This window comes from Burkholderia sp. IDO3, from assembly GCF_003366075.1.
Taxonomy (GTDB): Bacteria; Pseudomonadota; Gammaproteobacteria; order Burkholderiales; family Burkholderiaceae; genus Burkholderia; species Burkholderia anthina.
In genome coordinates this window covers 498,250-513,918 of the sequence record NZ_CP028964.1, presented here as the reverse complement: position 1 = coordinate 513,918, position 15,669 = coordinate 498,250, and the positions used below count along the sequence as shown (strand labels likewise).

At 68.5% G+C, this 15,669-nt stretch carries 15 protein-coding genes and 3 pseudogenes; 7 read left to right on the top strand and 11 right to left on the bottom strand.

The genetic code is table 11. The annotated features are described in order from the left end of the window. Positions 1 to 5: 5 nt before the first annotated feature. The 3 genes from catA to DCN14_RS33925 form a co-directional block, all read right to left on the bottom strand. The gene (gene catA / locus DCN14_RS33935; protein WP_096507060.1) at positions 6 to 941 is read right to left on the bottom strand and encodes a catechol 1,2-dioxygenase; all 936 of its coding nucleotides are present in this window, start codon (positions 939 to 941) and stop codon (positions 6 to 8) included. Between the two features lie 75 nt (positions 942 to 1,016). Then, positions 1,017 to 1,307, bottom strand: a complete 291-nt coding sequence (catC, locus tag DCN14_RS33930; RefSeq protein WP_096507061.1) for a muconolactone Delta-isomerase — start codon at positions 1,305 to 1,307, stop codon at positions 1,017 to 1,019. A gap of 24 nt (positions 1,308 to 1,331) precedes the next feature. After that, entirely contained in the window at positions 1,332 to 2,468 is a 1,137-nt protein-coding gene (locus DCN14_RS33925) for a muconate/chloromuconate family cycloisomerase (protein WP_096507062.1), read from the bottom strand. Positions 2,469 to 3,288: 820 nt separating this feature from the next. On the opposite strand from DCN14_RS33925, the gene DCN14_RS33920 reads away from it, so the two are divergent. The 3 genes from DCN14_RS33920 (at position 3,289) to DCN14_RS33910 (ending at position 7,243) form a co-directional block, all read left to right on the top strand. Beyond that, a complete protein-coding gene (locus DCN14_RS33920) occupies positions 3,289 to 4,761 on the top strand; it encodes a benzaldehyde dehydrogenase (RefSeq protein ID WP_096507063.1) in 1,473 nt (490 codons plus the stop codon). A 14-nt stretch (positions 4,762 to 4,775) separates the two neighbouring features. After that, positions 4,776 to 5,903, top strand: coding sequence for an NAD(P)-dependent alcohol dehydrogenase (locus DCN14_RS33915; protein WP_096507064.1), 1,128 nt, complete (start codon positions 4,776 to 4,778; stop codon positions 5,901 to 5,903). 167 nt (positions 5,904 to 6,070) lie between these two features. Next, entirely contained in the window at positions 6,071 to 7,243 is a 1,173-nt protein-coding gene (locus DCN14_RS33910) for a helix-turn-helix domain-containing protein (RefSeq protein WP_240327452.1), read from the top strand. Between the two features lie 31 nt (positions 7,244 to 7,274). Here DCN14_RS33910 and DCN14_RS33905 read toward each other — a convergent pair whose 3' ends face one another. Next, on the bottom strand, positions 7,275 to 8,459 hold the full coding sequence (locus tag DCN14_RS33905; protein WP_096507066.1) for a sugar transporter: 1,185 nt from the start codon (positions 8,457 to 8,459) through the stop codon (positions 7,275 to 7,277). 202 nt (positions 8,460 to 8,661) lie between these two features. Between DCN14_RS33905 and DCN14_RS33900 the strand changes: the two genes are divergently transcribed. After that, a complete protein-coding gene (locus tag DCN14_RS33900; RefSeq protein ID WP_096507067.1) occupies positions 8,662 to 9,336 on the top strand; it encodes an HAD family hydrolase in 675 nt (224 codons plus the stop codon). Positions 9,337 to 9,338: 2 nt separating this feature from the next. Here DCN14_RS33900 and sdhB read toward each other — a convergent pair. Continuing rightward, a pseudogene (gene sdhB, locus DCN14_RS38895) lies at positions 9,339 to 9,540 on the bottom strand (succinate dehydrogenase iron-sulfur subunit); the annotation flags it as partial. Next, on the bottom strand, positions 9,541 to 9,783 hold the full coding sequence (locus tag DCN14_RS33890; RefSeq protein ID WP_096507068.1) for a DUF6566 family protein: 243 nt from the start codon (positions 9,781 to 9,783) through the stop codon (positions 9,541 to 9,543). Between the two features lie 59 nt (positions 9,784 to 9,842). Here DCN14_RS33890 and DCN14_RS38890 point away from each other — a divergent pair. After that, a pseudogene (locus DCN14_RS38890) lies at positions 9,843 to 9,959 on the top strand (endonuclease); the annotation flags it as partial. Between the two features lie 12 nt (positions 9,960 to 9,971). Here the strand turns inward: DCN14_RS38890 and rpoN are convergent. After that, on the bottom strand, positions 9,972 to 11,405 hold the full coding sequence (gene rpoN, locus DCN14_RS33880) for an RNA polymerase factor sigma-54 (RefSeq protein ID WP_096507069.1): 1,434 nt from the start codon (positions 11,403 to 11,405) through the stop codon (positions 9,972 to 9,974). Between the two features lie 274 nt (positions 11,406 to 11,679). Continuing rightward, positions 11,680 to 11,982, bottom strand: a complete 303-nt coding sequence (locus DCN14_RS33875) for a hypothetical protein (protein WP_096507083.1) — start codon at positions 11,980 to 11,982, stop codon at positions 11,680 to 11,682. Between the two features lie 222 nt (positions 11,983 to 12,204). On the opposite strand from DCN14_RS33875, the gene DCN14_RS38885 reads away from it, so the two are divergent. Beyond that, positions 12,205 to 12,402, top strand: coding sequence for a hypothetical protein (locus DCN14_RS38885; RefSeq protein WP_240327506.1), 198 nt, complete (start codon positions 12,205 to 12,207; stop codon positions 12,400 to 12,402). Positions 12,403 to 12,419: 17 nt separating this feature from the next. On the opposite strand, the gene DCN14_RS33865 is transcribed toward DCN14_RS38885, so the two are convergent. Beyond that, a complete protein-coding gene (locus DCN14_RS33865) occupies positions 12,420 to 13,790 on the bottom strand; it encodes a sigma-54 dependent transcriptional regulator (protein ID WP_096507070.1) in 1,371 nt (456 codons plus the stop codon). Between the two features lie 431 nt (positions 13,791 to 14,221). Here DCN14_RS33865 and DCN14_RS33860 point away from each other — a divergent pair. Beyond that, positions 14,222 to 14,410, top strand: a pseudogene (locus DCN14_RS33860) (sodium-independent anion transporter); the annotation flags it as partial. 32 nt (positions 14,411 to 14,442) lie between these two features. Here the strand turns inward: DCN14_RS33860 and DCN14_RS33855 are convergent. After that, a complete protein-coding gene (locus DCN14_RS33855; RefSeq protein WP_096507084.1) occupies positions 14,443 to 14,904 on the bottom strand; it encodes a hypothetical protein in 462 nt (153 codons plus the stop codon). Between the two features lie 44 nt (positions 14,905 to 14,948). Next, entirely contained in the window at positions 14,949 to 15,584 is a 636-nt protein-coding gene (locus DCN14_RS33850) for an NAAT family transporter (protein WP_096507072.1), read from the bottom strand. Positions 15,585 to 15,669 lie beyond the last annotated feature (85 nt).

Sequence of the window (15,669 nt, the reverse complement as noted above, 5' to 3'; positions counted from 1 at the left end):
GGCGGTTATGCCGCGGCGGAAGCGCGCAGGCGTTCGACGATCTGGTTGTCCTTGCCCTGGACGCGCGGCGTCAGGACGAAGTCGAACGCGATGTCCTGGTACGCATCGGCCTTCATGCCGAGCGCGGCGCCGCCGGTCTTGTCGGTGACGGGCGGGATCAGCTCTTCGCGCGTCGCATACGCGAAGTCATCCCAGATCAGCGGGTCGCCGTCGATGTTGAACTGCGTCGTCAGCTTCCGGTGGCCGTCGCTGGTCACGAAGAAGTGCACGTGCGCCGGGCGGTTGCCGTGGCGGCCGAGGCCGTCGAGCAGCTGCTGCGTCGCGCCCTGCGGCGGGCAGCCGTAGCCGACCGGCATCAGCGTGCGGAATTCGTACTTGCCGTCCGCGCCCGTCTTCACCGCGCCGCGCAGGTTGAAATCGCTCTGCTTGCCGGTCGGGTCGAAGTGCGAATAGAAGCCGTGCGAGTTCGCGTGCCAGCATTCGACCAGCGCGCCGGCCACCGGCTTGCCGTCGACACCGGTGACCGTGCCGTGGATCACGAGCGGGCCCGCGCCGTCGTCCGCGTCGAGGTCGATCTTCGCGACGCCGTCGCGCACCGGCGCACCGGCCACGTACAGCGGGCCTTCGATCGTGCGCGGCGTGCCGCCGTCGAGGCCGAGCGCTTTGTCCTCGGCGTCCATCCGGATGTCGAGAAACTTCTCGAGACCGAGGCCGGCGGCGAGCAGCGCCGCTTCGCCGTCCTGGCCGAGCTTGTTCAGGTAGTTCACGCCGGCCCACACTTCGTCGGGCGTGATGTCCAGATCGTCGATCGCCTTGAACAGGTCGCCGAGCAGGCGCAGCACGACCTGCTGCGTGCGCGCGTTGCCGCCGTCGCCGCCCGCGTTCGACGCGGCCTTCAGCAGATCCTGCACTTCCTTGGTATCGAAAACTTTGACGCTCATGATGGTGTCTCCACGTGTATTTGGGGGAAAGGTGACCCGGAGTGTTCGCTGTCGGAAAACGGACGGCTCCGCGGTTCAGAGGTCGCCGTCGTGTATCGACGACGGGTGGCGACACAACGGCGTCACCGAAATCTTCATGTACGGAAACAGCGGCAGGCCGGTCAGGATCTCGTGCAGCTCGGCGTTGCCGGACACGTCGAACACGCTGTAGTTCGCGTATTCGCCGGCGATGCGCCAGATATGGCGCCACTTGCCGCTGCGCTGCAGATCCTGCGAATACGCCTTCTCGCGGGCCTTGATTTCGTCAGCCACCGCGGCCGGCATGTCGACCGGGATGTTGACGTCCATGCGTACGTGGAAAAGCATCGTGATGTCCTGATACGGTGTCGGTTAGCGGGAAACTTTCGTCAGCCCGTCGCGGGTGAAGCGCGCAACCTTCGCTTCGTCGAGTTCGATGCCGAGGCCGGGGCCGGCCGGCACGGTCAGCTCGAAATCGCTGTAGTCGAGCGGGGTCGTGAGGATCTCTTCGGTAATCAGTAGCGGTCCGAACAGTTCGGTGCCCCACTGCAGGTTCGCGAAGCTCGCGAACAGGTGCGCGGATGCGACCGTGCTGAACGCGCCTTCGAGCATCGTGCCGCCGTACAGCTCGATGCCGGCCGCGTCCGCGATCGCCGCGACGCGCTGGGCGGCGAACAGGCCGCCGCTCTGCTCGATCTTGATCGCGAACACGTCCGCGCCGTTCTGCTTCGCGATCTCGAACGCGCTGTCCGGGCCCTGCAGGATTTCGTCGGCCATCAGCGCGACCGGGAAACGGCGCATCAGCCGCGCGAGCGCCGCCGCCGACGCCACCGGCTGCTCGACCAGTTCGCAGCCGGCATCGGCCAGCGCCGGAATCGCGCGCGCGGCCTGCGTTTCGCTCCAGGCCATGTTCACGTCCACGCGCACCGACGCATGATCGCCCACCGCGCGCTTGATCTCGGCCACGTGCCGGATGTCCGCGTCGAGCGCCTTCGCGCCGATCTTCAGCTTGAACACGTTGTGGCGGCGCAGCTCGAGCATCCGTTCGGCTTCGGCGATATCGGTCGCCGTGTTGCCCGATGCGAGCGTCCACGCGACCGGCAGCCGATCGCGGCGGCGCCCGCCGAGCAGTTCGCTGACCGGCACGCCGAGGCGCTTGCCGTGCGCGTCGAGCAGCGCGGTTTCGAGCGCGCTCTTCGCGAAGTGATTGACCTTCGCGAGCTTGCCGAGGAACGCCATCAGCGTCTGGATGCGCGTCGCATCCTTGCCGACGATCGCCGGTGCGAGATACGCGTCGATCGCGAGCTTCATCGCCTCGGGGCTTTCCGGGCCGTAGGCCATCCCGGCGATCGTCGTGCCTTCGCCGAGGCCGGTCACGCCGTCGCTGCAGGTCACCTTCACCAGCATCAGCGTCTGGCCGTGCATCGTGGCAACCGACAGCTTGTGCGGACGGATCGTCGGCAGATCGACGAGGCGGGTTTCAATGCGTTCGATGGTGACTGAGGACATGGTGCACGCTGCAAGTGGGGAGTTCATGGGACGGATTTATACGCGGCGGGGAAATGGAGCGTCCAATACTTTTGGGCGTGTTTTTTGATACCTGACAGGTATCGAAATGCGGCTCTGGACACGAAATATTGCGGTGCGCCATACCTATTTTGGCTAGGTATGCGAGCCGGGAGGCTTGCTGGACAAGGCGGTCGCACACGCGGGCCGCAGCTTGAACAGAAACGCGCCGGCCGCTTTCCAGGCCGGCGAAACCGGTCGAAATCAGGCCGTCTCCCACGCCCGGCAAGGGGCCTATCAGGGTTTTCCTTAGAAAAAAATGACGTGCCGGGCGGTGGATCGCTCTCCCGGCTTTCGATACCCGCAATGGTCTGAATATCGATCCGCGCACGGCACGCCACCCACGCGCTGTTCGGCACCCTCGGCGCGTCGTACTTCCTGTCGAAGCGCACGACGCGCTACGCGCGGGCCGGAGTCGTGCGCAACGCCAGCGATACGCGGCTCGGGCTCGTGACGGGCGAGCGCCGGTCCGCCGTCAACACGCTGTTCGCGCCGGCCGGCACGACGACGATGGCCGATCCCGGCATCCGCCCGCGGCTCCGACCGCCCATCGAATTCGCGGCGAGCATGGCAGTGCCTGCCCCCCGGCAAGTGTCCAGTTTCCGGACACGCGAACGCATGCAGCCACCGATCGACGCGGGCGCGGCGGGTGGGAAGAAACCCGGATGGCCCGGCGGCGTCCCGCCCGCCTACCCTCGCGCGCATGCCGGTCGGGGCGGTGCAACGCCCGACCCGGCGAGTTGGAATTTCTTCTGGAGCCTACATGGATAGCAGCAGCAACACCCCTCTGTTCGACGCCGACGTGTGGCGCGGCAAGACCTTCGACGGACGCTGGCACGCGAGCCCGCACGCGGCCGACGTGATCGAACCGGCCACCGGCAACACGCTCGGCCGCATCGGTCTCGCGGACGGCGCGGCGATCGCCGACGCATCCGCCGCCGCGCATCGCGCGCAGCCGGCGTGGTTCGGCCTGCCGTACGACGAGCGCGCGGCGGTGCTGCGCCGCGCGGCAGCCGTCGCCGAAACGCACTTCGACGCGATCGTCGACTGGCTCGTGCGCGAAAGCGGCTCGACGCGCGCGAAGGCGTCGTTCGAAACGTCCGTCACGATCAAGGCGCTGCATGAGGCGGCCGGGCTGCCGTCGCGCGCGGCCGGCGAAGTGCTGCCGTCGGCGGCCGGGCGCCTGTCGCTCGCGCGCCGCCGCCCGCGCGGCGTGATCGGCGTGATCTCGCCGTTCAATTTCCCGCTGTACCTCGCGATGCGCGCGGTCGCTCCGGCGCTCGCGCTCGGCAATGCCGTCGTGCTGAAACCCGATCCGCGCACGGCCGTGTGCGGCGGCATCGCGATCGCGCGCGTGTTCGAACTCGCCGGCCTGCCCAAAGGCGTGCTGCACGTGCTGCCCGGCGACGGCGCGGCCGGCGCGGCGCTGGTCGCCGATCCGCACGTCGCGATGATCCAGTTCACCGGCTCCACCGCGGCCGGGCGCAAGGTCGGCGAAGCGGCCGGCCGCCATCTGAAGAAAGTGTCGCTCGAACTCGGCGGCAAGAACTCGCTGATCGTGCTCGACGACGCCGATCTCGACCGCGCCGTCGCCAACACCGCGTGGGGCGCGTATCTGCATCAAGGCCAGATCTGCATGGCGACCGGCCGCGTGCTCGTGCAGCGCGCGATTCACGACCGCTTCGTCGCGAAGCTCGTCGAGAAAGCGCAAAGCCTGCGCGTGGGCGACCCCGCGACCGCGGACGTCGGCCTCGGCCCGCTGATCAATGCCGCGCAACGCGACCATGCCGCGCAGCTGGTCGACGCGGCCCGCCGCGCGGGCGCGTGCGTCGAGACAGGCGGCGGCCATCGCGACCTGTTCTTCGAGCCGACCGTGCTGAGCGGCGTCGCGCCGGGCAACCCGGCATTCGACGAGGAGATTTTCGGGCCGGTCGCGATCGTCGTGCCGTTCGATACCGACGAAGACGCGATCGCGCTCGCGAACCGGACCGAATACGGGCTGTCGATGGCGATCCTGTCGGTCGACGTCGGCCGCGCGCTCAGGCTCGGCGAACGGTTGAACACGGGGCTGCTGCACATCAACGACCAGACGGTCAACGATGAAGTGATCAACCCGTTCGGCGGCGTCGGCGCATCGGGCAACGGCTCGAGCATCGGCGGCAGCGCAAACTGGGAAGAATTCACGCAGTGGCAGTGGCTGACGATCAAGGGCGAAGCGCCGCCGTATCCGATTTGACGAGGAGACCGACCATGTATACCGAAAACGATACGCGCGCCGTCACCGCGGCCGTCGCGCGCGCCGCCGGCGCCCCCTTTACGATCGAATCCGCCCGGATCCGCGCGCCGTGCGGCGACGAGGTGCTGGTGCGCGTCGTCGCGACCGGCCTGTGCCACACCGACCTGATCGTGCGCGACCAGTACTACCCGGTGCCGCTGCCGGCCGTGCTCGGCCACGAGGGCGCGGGCGTCGTCGAAGCGGTCGGCCCGAACGTGAAGACGCTCGCCGCGGGCGATCACGTCGTGCTGACCTACGGTGCGTGCGGCCACTGCCCGTCGTGCGTCGGCGGCCACGGCGCATATTGCCGGCAGTTCTTCGGGCTGAATTTCGGCGGCGCCGATGCCGACGGGCAGACCGCGATCCGCGACGAAGCCGGGCAGCCGCTGCACGATCACTTCTTCGCGCAGTCGTCGTTCGCGAGCTACGCGCTCGCGCGCGAGAACAACGCGATCAAGGTGCCGGCCGACGCGCCGCTCGAACTGCTCGGGCCGCTCGGCTGCGGGATCCAGACCGGCGCCGGCGCGGTGATCCATTCGCTCGCGGTGCGCCCGGGCAGCAGCTTCGCGAGCTTCGGCGCGGGCGCGGTCGGCATGAGTGCGGTGATGGCCGCACGCGTCGCGGGCGCTGCGACCATCATCGCCGTCGACATCGTGCCGTCGCGGCTCGAGCTGGCGCTCGAGCTCGGCGCGACGCATGCGGTCAACAGCAAGCAGGTGGACGTCGTCGATGCGATTCGCGAGATCACCGGCGGCGGCGCCGACTTCGCGCTCGAGTCGACCGGGCTGCCGGCCGTGCTGTCGCAAGGGATCGAGGCGCTCGGCTCGCGCGGCACGATCGGCGTGGTCGGCGCGCCGAAGCTCGGCACCAGGGCGGAATTCGACGTGAACAACCTGCTGCTCGGCGGCCGGTCGATCCGCGGCATCGTCGAAGGCGACAGCGTGCCGCAGACGTTCATTCCGCAACTCGTGCAGTTGCATCTGCAAGGACGGTTTCCGTTCGACCGGCTCGTGAAGTTCTACCCGCTCGAGCAGATCAACCAGGCAGCGGAAGACAGCAGCAGCGGCATCACGCTCAAGCCGATCCTGCGTTTGCCGCATTGAGCGCGGCGCGCCGCCGCCCTCCGGGTTCGGGCCGGCGACACCGGCGGCGGCGCCCCTTTCCCCCTTCGACAATACCCGGCTTCGGGCACCGGGCTATATTACGCATTCGCGCGACACGCCGGGCCGGCATGCCCGGCCCGGACATTCGACCCCAAATGGAACGCAGCGTGAACACGGCCCCTGAACCCCTTTCACGGCCGGTCGACCTCGACCGGCTCCGCGCCCGCTTCGCGGCGGGCGAGCCGCTGCCGGAAGCGGCGTTGCCGGCCGGCGTCGCGCGCTCGTGGCTGCGTTCGCGCGACGCCGGGCTGCGACCCTGGCAGACCGCCCGGTACGACATGCTCGGCGAGCGCGACGAATCGCGCGCGGACCGGCGGCTCTACCGCTGCGTCGCGCAGGAGATCGAGCCGCTGTGGGCCGCGTTCGGCGGCAGCGAGTGGGCGATCATGTGCGTCAATCCGCGCGGCACGATCATCCATGCGCGGCGCAGCCCGCAATGCGACGACGCGCTGCTCACGCCGATCGTCGCCGGGCGCAGCATCGTCGAGCCGAACATCGGCACGACCGCGCCGAGCTGCGTGATTCACGACGGCGCCGAAACCGTCGTCGCGGGCGCGCAGCATTATCTCCACGAGTTGTCGCGGGTGTTCTGTCTCGCGGTGCCGCTGGTCGGTTTCGACGGCGAAGTGATCGGCGCACTCGACATCACCGGCATCGGCCGGCGCAACGTCGTGCAGTTGCGCGAGCAATTCCGGCACGCGGCGCTGTCCGCCGAGCAGCGGCTGTATGCGATGCTGCGCGACTGCCATCTGCTGCAGGTGCAGCACGACGCGCGCTGGCTCGGCACACCGCTCGCCGGCGTCATTGCGCTCGACGAAGCGGGCCGCGTGCGCGCGGTGAGCCGGCTGGCGCGGCAGATGCTCGATCTCGCACCGGCCGGGCCGGTCGCACCGTACGATCTCCGGCAACTGTTTCCGGGCGCGACGCCCGTGCAGCAGCGCCGCTTGCTGACGCCGGCGCGCACGCCGCAGCGGATCGCGCGCGACGATGGTAGCCACGTATGGGTGCGCACCGTGCGCGCGCCGCTCGATCGGGCGGCGACGGCGCGCCATGCCGACGTGCTCGAAGACGCCGCCGACGTGTGCCGCGCAGCGCCGGCCGCCAGCCCGCAGGCCAGCCTGCACGAACAGTCGCTCGACGCGATCCGCCGGGCGCTCGACGAACACGACGGCAATGTATCGGCGGCCGCGCGGCAACTGGGCATTTCGCGCACGACGCTGTACGCGAAGCTCAGGCAGCTCGATGCGGCGGGGCTCGGGAACGGCGAGCCGCATGGATGAATGCGGCGGGTGGCATCAGACGTGCCGACGCTTACGCCACCGCCCGCCGCTCGTGCAGCCGCAACGCGGCCCACGCGATTCCGGCCGAGAAGATCCCGACCACGCCGCCGAACGTGCCGATCCACGGCAGCCCGAAATCCGCGGCGATATGGTTGCCGAGCAGCGCGCCGGCGCCGATCCCGACGTTGTACAGCCCGGAGAAGATCGACACCGCGAGATCGGTCGCGTCGGGCGCGAGCTTCAGCACCCACGCCTGCATCGCGAGGCCGAAACAGACGATCGCGCCGCCCCACACCAGCGTGTGGACCGACAGCGTGACGATGTTCAGCGCGCTCGGGAACAGGATCAGCAGGCACGCGGACAACGCGATGATCGACGCGAGCAGGAAGTCGGCCGGCCGCTCCGGAAACACGCGATTGAAGCACAGCGCGGCCGGCGCGCCGGCGACGCCGAACAGGATCAGCACATAGGTGATCCGGCCGCTGCTCGCGTGATTGATGCTCTGCACGAACGGCTCGATGTACGTGTACGACGTGAAGTGCGCGGACACGACCAGCACGGTGATCGCGTACAGCGACACCAGCGCCGGCTTGCGCAGGAACGAGCCGATGCTCGCAAGCGAGCCGGCGCCCTGGCTCGGCAGCAGCGGCAGCGTCGCGCGCAGCAACAGCAGCGCGACGGCCGCCGCGCCGCCGATCACGAGGAACGTGACGCGCCAGCCGAGCGCCTCGCCGATCACGCGTCCGAGCGGAATGCCGGCGACCATCGCGATCGCCGTGCCCATCGCGAGCAGGCTGAGCGCGCGGCTTTTCCGGCCGCTCGGCGCGAGCCGCACGGCCAGCGGGACGGAGATCGACCAGAACACCGCATGCGCGCACGCGATGCCGAGCCGGCCGATCATCAGCACCGTGAAATTCCACGCGACGCCGGTGACGACATGGCTGCCGATGAACACCAGCAGCGCGCAGACCAGCAGCTTGCGGCGCTCGACGTGCCGCGTGACGAACGTGATCGGCAGCGATACGACGGCGACCGCCCACGCGTAGATCGTCAGCATCAGGCCGACGGAGGTCGGCTGCATGTGCAGGCTGTCGCCGATCGCGCTCAACAGCGCGACAGGCACGAATTCGGTGGTATTGAAGATGAAGGCAGTGAGTGCCAGGGCCAGAACGCCCCACCACGACTGTTCGGAACTGACGGCGTCGGGGGTTGCCATACGGGGAATCGACGAAGATGTGAGGGCGCGGGCAGCCGGCCTCGCGCGTCGCCGCGATTGTACCAGCGGCTCAAGACACGCCGCTGCCGCGGCGGCGGCCGTTTCGGCGGGACATGGCGACGACACGGCCGCGCGCCGATAATGTCGCCCAGGCACTTTTTGCGAACGATACGCCCGAGCGCCATCGGGCCGGGAGATTCACATGCGCATTGAAACGTCATTTCTGTTCGATCTCGACGGCACGCTCGTCGACAGCGTCTACCAGCACGTGCTCGCGTGGAAGGAAGCGCTCGATGCCGAAGGCATCGAACTGTCGGTGTGGCGCATCCATCGCAAGATCGGCATGAGCGGCGGCCTGTTCCTGAACCAGCTGCTGCGCGAGACGGCCGGCGACATCGACGCCGAGCGCGTCGAACGGCTCGCACGCCTGCATGCGGCCGCGTACCAGCGGCTGCGCGCGCAGGTCCGGCCGCTGCCCGGCGCGCGCGAGCTGCTCGCCGCGCTGACGAACGCGGGCATTCGCTGGGCGATCGCGACCAGCGGCCGGATGGAAACGGCGGCCATCAACCTGGAAGCGCTCGGCGTCGATCCGGCGAAGCACGTGGTCGTCACGCGCGACCAGGTCAAGTATGCGAAGCCGGACCCCGACCTGTTCCTGACCGCCGCCGCGAAGCTGAACGTGCCGATCGAACACTCGGTGGTGGTCGGCGACAGCATCTGGGACATGCTCGCCGCGAGCCGCTGCCGCGCATTGGGTGTCGGGCTGCTGTCGGGCGGGTACGGCAGCGACGAGCTGGAACGCTCGGGCGCGCTGCGCGTGTACGACGATCCGGCGGATCTGCTGTGGCACCTCGACGAGATCGCGGCGCGGCCGTAGGACTAAACCGTCCGCCTGACCAGCCGGCCGGATCTCCGTCGTCGCCTTCGCTGGATTCCGTCCCTTCGGGCACACGTCCGTGCAGTTCATGGTCGTGCGGCAGCCGAACAGCCGATACGGATCGTCGAGATCGGCGAGCCGCCCGGCCGTCGGCAGATCGCGCGAATCCGCGATAAACCGGTACGCGTGCGGCAACCCGGCCGGTCAGTCGTCGTCGACGCGTTTGTCGACCAGATAGCGCCCGCGCTCGCTCCCCGCACGCAGCGCCTCGTCCTCGGTCGGCCATTCCTGGGGCGTCGACTCCGGCACATACAGCTCGATGCGCGCGCCGTCCACATACACCTGCACTTCGTCGCCCCATGTGCCGCGCGCGTTGCGCCGCGCCCATACGCGAATCTCGTGGCCGCGATACAGATCGCGGACCTGTGCATCCGGTTGATGCGCCATGGCGGCCCCCCGTCCTTATCTGCGATGACATGAAAAAGATGCGTGCCGCATGATCGCCGCGCGCACCGGCGCCGAGCACGTTTCCGACGCTGTGCCCGGTGTTGTCGCTGAACCGGATCCATCCCGGCGAATGGCGAGTCGACATGAACGTACACCGCAACCCGCGCGCGAGTCGACCGGGCGCGCCGTCATGCGGCGTCGCGCCGCCGCAGTTCGGCCGGCGGAATCTTCATCGCCTGGCGGTACTTGGTCACGGTACGACGCGCAAGAAGAATGCCGCGCCCCGCGAGGTTCTGCGCGAGCGCGACGTCGGACAGCGGATCGTCGTGCCGTTCGCCCGCGATCATGTCGCGGATCAGCACCTTCGCGGCGGATGCCGAGCACACGCCCTTGCCGGCGGCCGCCAGCTTGCGCGGGAAGAAGTGCTTGAACTCGAACGTGCCGTGCGGCGTGGCCATGTACTTGTTGCCCGTCGCGCGCGACACGGTCGATTCGTGCAGGTCGAGCGCTTCGGCGATGTCGCGCAGCACGAGCGGCTTCATCGCGATCTCGCCGTAGCGGAAGAAATCGCGCTGCCGCGCGACGATGCATTCGCCGACGCGCTGGATCGTGTCGAAGCGCTTCTGCACGTTGCGGATCAGCCAGCGCGCTTCCTGAAGCTGCTGGCCGAGCGGCGAATCGCGCTCGCCGCTCGACTGTGCGAACAGCGTCGCATAGCGTTCGTGCAGCCGCGCGCGCGGCAGCACCGCCGGATTGATCGTCACGATCCATTCGTCGCGCACCTGGCGCACGATCACGTCCGGCACCACGTAGTCGCCGCGCGTGCTGCCGTAGTGATTGCCGGGGCGCGGATCGAGCCCACGCACCAGCGCGCAGGCGGCCTGCATCGCCTGCTGGCTGCAGCCGACGCGCCGCTGGATCTCGGCCGTCTCGCGCCGCGCGAGCCGCTCCAGATGCTCGCGCGCGATCGCCTTCGCTTCCGCGAGCGCCGGCGTGCCGGCGGGAATCGCGTCGAGTTGCAGCATGAGGCATTCGGACAGCGAACGCGCGGCGATCCCCGGGCGATCGAGCATCTGCACGAGCCGCAGCGCGACCGCGAGATCCTGTTCCGACAGCAGCAGTGCGGGATCGGCCGCGACCAGCAGTTCGGCCAGTTCCTGACGCAGGTAGCCGTCGTCGTCGAGCGCGTCGATCACGAGGCGCGCCGCTTCGCGATCGCGCCGGTTCAGCGGATAGAGCCGCAGCGCGTCGTGCAGTTGCCGATTCAGTGAAGGCTCGGCCGCCATCCATTCGCCGGGCGACAGTTGGCTGCCGTCCTCGCCCTGGCGGCCCGTGCCGCGCGGGGCAGGCGCGGCCGTATACGACATGTCGGCGTCCGGCGGGCGCACGTCGTCGCGCTCGGGCGGCGCCTCGGATGCGGCCGCTTCGGCCGCGGGCTCGGGTGCCTCGGTAGCGGCTTCGTCGTCGCCCTGCCCGTCTTCGAGAAACGGATTCAAGTCGAGCGCTTGCCGCAATTCCTGCTGGAATTCGAGCGAAGACAATTGCAGCAGGCGAAGCGACTGCTGGAGCCTCGGCGTGAGTGCCAGATGCTGTCGCATCTGCAGCGCAAGCGTGACGGACATCGATGCTCTCCTGACAGTGTGCGGATTCGGATGCACGTATCATGCAGCTTTCATGCCAGTCCGGCCGAGCCCCGCCCGTCGCGGCGCACGCGGATTCGCACCCCGTTACCGGGCGTACCGGAAACCGCTTTTTTACAAGCGGCGGGAAGTTAGGGGGCACGGAATTCGCGCAGCGCCGCCGATCGCGAAAAGCCGTCCTTCGCACCCGCATACGAGGGCCGGTGCGTCATGCCTTCGCTACATCGCGCGCTGCAAAACTTTCAACGACGTCGCGCTAGCCGTCGTAGGCCGCCATCACGAGCCACAGCTCGCGGCCGTCGTCGCGCACCCGTGCCGCGAGCGCGTACGGATCGTCCGGCTCGCACGCGCGCTGCAACGCGAAACGCGCGGGCTCGGTCGAGCCGAACGTCTCGTCGAGCGGCCGCACGTCGGCCTTGCCCTCGAACATCCGGCGATCGGGCCGGTAGACCAACGACTCCTGTTTCCATGCGCTGAAGTGGCTTTTCACCGAATCGAATCCGCCGCCGCATACGTTGACTTCGTAACGCACGTCCGGCCGCCGTTTCGGAATCGTCATCGTGCCTCCCGTGTGATTGCGTGCGCGTGCGGCGCGCTTCACCGCATCGCGCACGTTGTCGTCATCCCGGTGCGGCAAGTCGCGTGCCATCGCTGCACGATGGGCACGCCGGTTGCGGCAAAAGGCACGTCACCGTCACCGACATGGCACCGCGCCATGAAGGATTCGACCCGGTTCGGCCACGCCACGCCTGCACACGAGCCGCACCGCGCTTAGTCGTCGCTGCAGAAGCGTCACGCCCGTACGAAGACGCGCCACTCGGAGCTGCCTGTCGACAAGCAGCGCGAAGACCCGTTTCCGGCAAGCGACCCGCCCGCGACCGGCGGCGTCACGCGGATCGAACCCGACACGCCGCCGGGCACGCACGACGACGGACCGTGGCCGGCCCCGGCGAAACGCCGCACCGGATCGCCCGCATGAGCACGGCCGGCGCCGAATCACGCGTCCGGCTTTTCTTCTGCTTCGTCTTCGAGTTGTGCAAGCCGGTTGTAGATCGTCTTCAGGCTGACGTCGAGCACTTCGGCCGCCTGTGCCTTCACGCCGCCGCATTGCGCGATCGTGCCGAGAATCAGCTTGCGGTCCACTTCCTCGAGCGACGTGCCGAACGGCACCGTCACGCGATCGTCATGCGCGTCGACCATGTTCGACAGTTCGTCCATGATCGGCGGCGGCAGCGTGTCGATCACGTCGGTGTCGCTGAAGATGCTCGCGCGCTGCACGAAGTTGCGCAGCTCGCGCACGTTGCCCGGCCATGCGTAGCCCTTCAGCGCTTCGCGCGCAGCCGGCGCGAAGCGCAGGTTGCGGCCGGTGTCCTCGTTGTAGCGCTTGAGGAACGCGTCGGCAAGCATCGGGATGTCGTCGCCGCGCTCACGCAGCGGCGGCAGCGGAATCGGAAACACGTTGATCCGGTGATAGAGGTCCGGCCGCAGCTTGCCGTCCGCCATCGCGGCTTCCGGATCGCGGTTGGTCGCCGCGACGATGCGCACGTCGACGTCGATCTCGCGCGTCGAACCGAGCCGCGTGAGCCGGCCGGTTTCGAGCACGCGCAGCAGCTTGACCTGCGATTCGAGCGGCATCTCGGTGATTTCGTCGAGGAACAGCGTGCCGCCGTCCGCGCGCTCGAACAGGCCCTTGTGCTGACGCTCGGCGCCGGTGAAGCTGCCGCGGTCGTGGCCGAACATCTCGCTTTCGACGAGGTTCGCGGCGATCGCGCCGCAATTGACCGCGAGGAACGGGCCGCGGCGGCGCAAGCTCAGATCGTGAACCGTCTGTGCGGCAAGCTCCTTGCCGGTGCCGGATTCGCCCGTCAGCAGCACGGACGCTTCGGTGCGCGCGACGCGGCCGATCGCGTCGTAGACGGCCTGCATCGCGGGCGAGCTGCCGAGCATCCGGCCGAAGCGCCCGAGGCGCTGCAGTTCGGAGCGCAGCTCGGCGATTTCCTCGTGCAATGCGGTGGTGCGCGGCACGCGCGCGAAGATGCTGTTCAGCCGCTGCATGTTGATCGGCTTCACCAGATAGTCGGTCGCGCCACGCCGCAATGCATCGATGGCGGTCTCGAGGCTCGCGTGCCCGGTGGTCAACACCATTTCGCAATGCCCGCGCTTGGGCAATGCGTCGAACAGATCCATGCCGTTACCGTCCGGCAGCACGAGGTCGCACAGTACGAGATCGGGGGTATGCGTCGAGACGAGCGTGCGCGCTTCTTCGAGCGTCGCGGCCGTGTCGCACGAAAGCTGCTGGGCTTGCGCGAGCGTCGCGAGCATCGTACGTGTATCGGCATCGTCTTCGACGATCAGGACATAAGGCATCGAAGCTCCTTGTGGTGCGGCCCGGCGCCGGCATCGGCCGAAACCGCGGCGGGCATGCGGTGCGGACGCCGCGCCGGAGCACCCGGCGACCGACGTTCCACGCGGCACACGAACGAGCAGACAAGCTGTCCTGCCATGACAAACGAATGTTTAGCAGTATAGAAGAAGCATGTCGCGCAATCGCGATACATCGAATAAATCTATCTGTTTGCGAAGCCCGCATGCAAAATTCAATGTCTCGCGGCAGGGTAAAACGAAATGCTTTTCACGTGAGAAACAGCGCATGTCACGTCATTCTTTCATCTCGTCTTCGTCGCATTCGGTCAAAAATTCTCGCCGCGGTCACGCCCATGTCGAAATCCGGCGATGACGGCACGCGACTGTTCGGTCGTTCACGAACAATCCAGGACGTGTTACTGAACGTGTCGCGCGTGCGGCTCGACCTGTCGCATGCGCACCTCCGGAACATCATCGCGATCGAAGCGCTCGACCGGATCATGCACACGTTCCGTCGCAACGAGATCGACGTCAGCGGGTGCGATCGCGCGAGCGCGACGACGATCGAGCAGTATGCGACGCACGACAAGGCCGGCGCGCAGCCGGAAGCGGCCGCGCACTGAGCGCATGACCGGCGCGCAGCAAGCGGATGCAATCAGTCGGCCGCCGGCACACCGCCGTCGCGCCGCTTCGAGATCGCTTCGACGAGCTTCAGCTCGTCGTCGATCGACAACGTCGTGTCGGTCACTTCGCCGCCGAACGGCGCGAGCGCCGCACTCAGCGCGAGGATGTCGAGCTGCGTCGCCGCCAGCCCGAGCGACACGGTGTCCGGCCGCGCCTTGCGCGCGATGCGATCGATCAGCGCATCGTCCACGGGCCGCTCGCGCGACGCGTCGAGCGCCGCTTCGACGCGTTCGAGCGCGCGGCCGACCAGCGATCCCGACGCAGCGCCACCGCGCCCGACCGTCTGCGTGCGCAGTTGTCCATCGGCCGCGCACTCGACGATCACGACGCCCGCCGGCGATACGGCGCCACGCCCGCGCAGCGTCTCCAGTTCGGCGGCCACGCGCCGGGCCGTGTCGAGGTCGGAATAGCACACCACAATCAACGTGTTCATCAGCGACTCCCTGGCGCGCACGCCCGTGACCGTGCGCGCCGCATTCAATGCAGTCCGAACGCGGCCTTCAGACTCGCGACGATCATCTGCATCGCGATCGCCGCGAGAATCATCCCCATCAGCCGCTGCGTGACGGCCGTCACGCGCGGCGACAGATAGTGGCCGATGAACGGCGCGGCCAGCAGCGCCGCGCTCAGCAGCAGCAGGAACGCGACGAGCCCGAGCGCGAACGCGAGTTCCTGCCCGCCCGCGAACGCGGTGTGGCCGAGCACGATCATCGTCGCGATCGTGCCGGGGCCGACCAGCAGCGGAATCGTCAGCGGATAGATCGCGATGCCGTCGGCCCCGGCCGGATCGGCGCCCTCGCCGTCGCCCGGAGAATGCTGACGGCTCGGCGCGCCATGCAGCATCGACAGCGCGATCAGGAGCACGAGCAGTCCGCCCGCGAGGCGGAAATCGTCGATCGTCAGGCCGAACGCATGCAGGATCGCACCGCCCGCGATGGCCGACACGATGCAGCCGATCGTCACGCCGAGCGCGGCCGTCAGCGCGACCTTGCGCCGAGCGCCGTCGGTCGCGCCTTCGGTCAACGACAGAAACACCGGCACGTTCGCGATCGGATTCATGATCGCGAACAGCGCCGCGAACACCTTGATGGAGAAAGTCAGGTCGACGTTCACGGGCGCGCTCCGTCATGGCCGCATGCTGCGCATGCAGGTTTCGATACACGGCCGATGCGCGCGCCGCGCGATGCTGCTACGATCG

What these genes read in the sequence shown, in the direction of transcription:
- DCN14_RS33855 (WP_096507084.1), bottom strand. Translation starts at nt 14,904, where the DNA reads ATGAACACGTTGATTGTGGTGTGCTATTCCGACCTCGACACGGCCCGG.
- DCN14_RS33875 (WP_096507083.1), bottom strand. Translation starts at nt 11,982, where the DNA reads ATGACGATTCCGAAACGGCGGCCGGACGTGCGTTACGAAGTCAACGTA.
- DCN14_RS33865 (WP_096507070.1), bottom strand. Translation starts at nt 13,790, where the DNA reads ATGCCTTATGTCCTGATCGTCGAAGACGATGCCGATACACGTACGATG.
- DCN14_RS33915 (WP_096507064.1), top strand. Translation starts at nt 4,776, where the DNA reads ATGTATACCGAAAACGATACGCGCGCCGTCACCGCGGCCGTCGCGCGC.
- DCN14_RS33890 (WP_096507068.1), bottom strand. Translation starts at nt 9,783, where the DNA reads ATGGCGCATCAACCGGATGCACAGGTCCGCGATCTGTATCGCGGCCAC.
- DCN14_RS33900 (WP_096507067.1), top strand. Translation starts at nt 8,662, where the DNA reads ATGCGCATTGAAACGTCATTTCTGTTCGATCTCGACGGCACGCTCGTC.
- catC (WP_096507061.1), bottom strand. Translation starts at nt 1,307, where the DNA reads ATGCTTTTCCACGTACGCATGGACGTCAACATCCCGGTCGACATGCCG.
- catA (WP_096507060.1), bottom strand. Translation starts at nt 941, where the DNA reads ATGAGCGTCAAAGTTTTCGATACCAAGGAAGTGCAGGATCTGCTGAAG.
- DCN14_RS33920 (WP_096507063.1), top strand. Translation starts at nt 3,289, where the DNA reads ATGGATAGCAGCAGCAACACCCCTCTGTTCGACGCCGACGTGTGGCGC.
- DCN14_RS33925 (WP_096507062.1), bottom strand. Translation starts at nt 2,468, where the DNA reads ATGTCCTCAGTCACCATCGAACGCATTGAAACCCGCCTCGTCGATCTG.
- DCN14_RS33905 (WP_096507066.1), bottom strand. Translation starts at nt 8,459, where the DNA reads ATGGCAACCCCCGACGCCGTCAGTTCCGAACAGTCGTGGTGGGGCGTT.
- rpoN (WP_096507069.1), bottom strand. Translation starts at nt 11,405, where the DNA reads ATGTCCGTCACGCTTGCGCTGCAGATGCGACAGCATCTGGCACTCACG.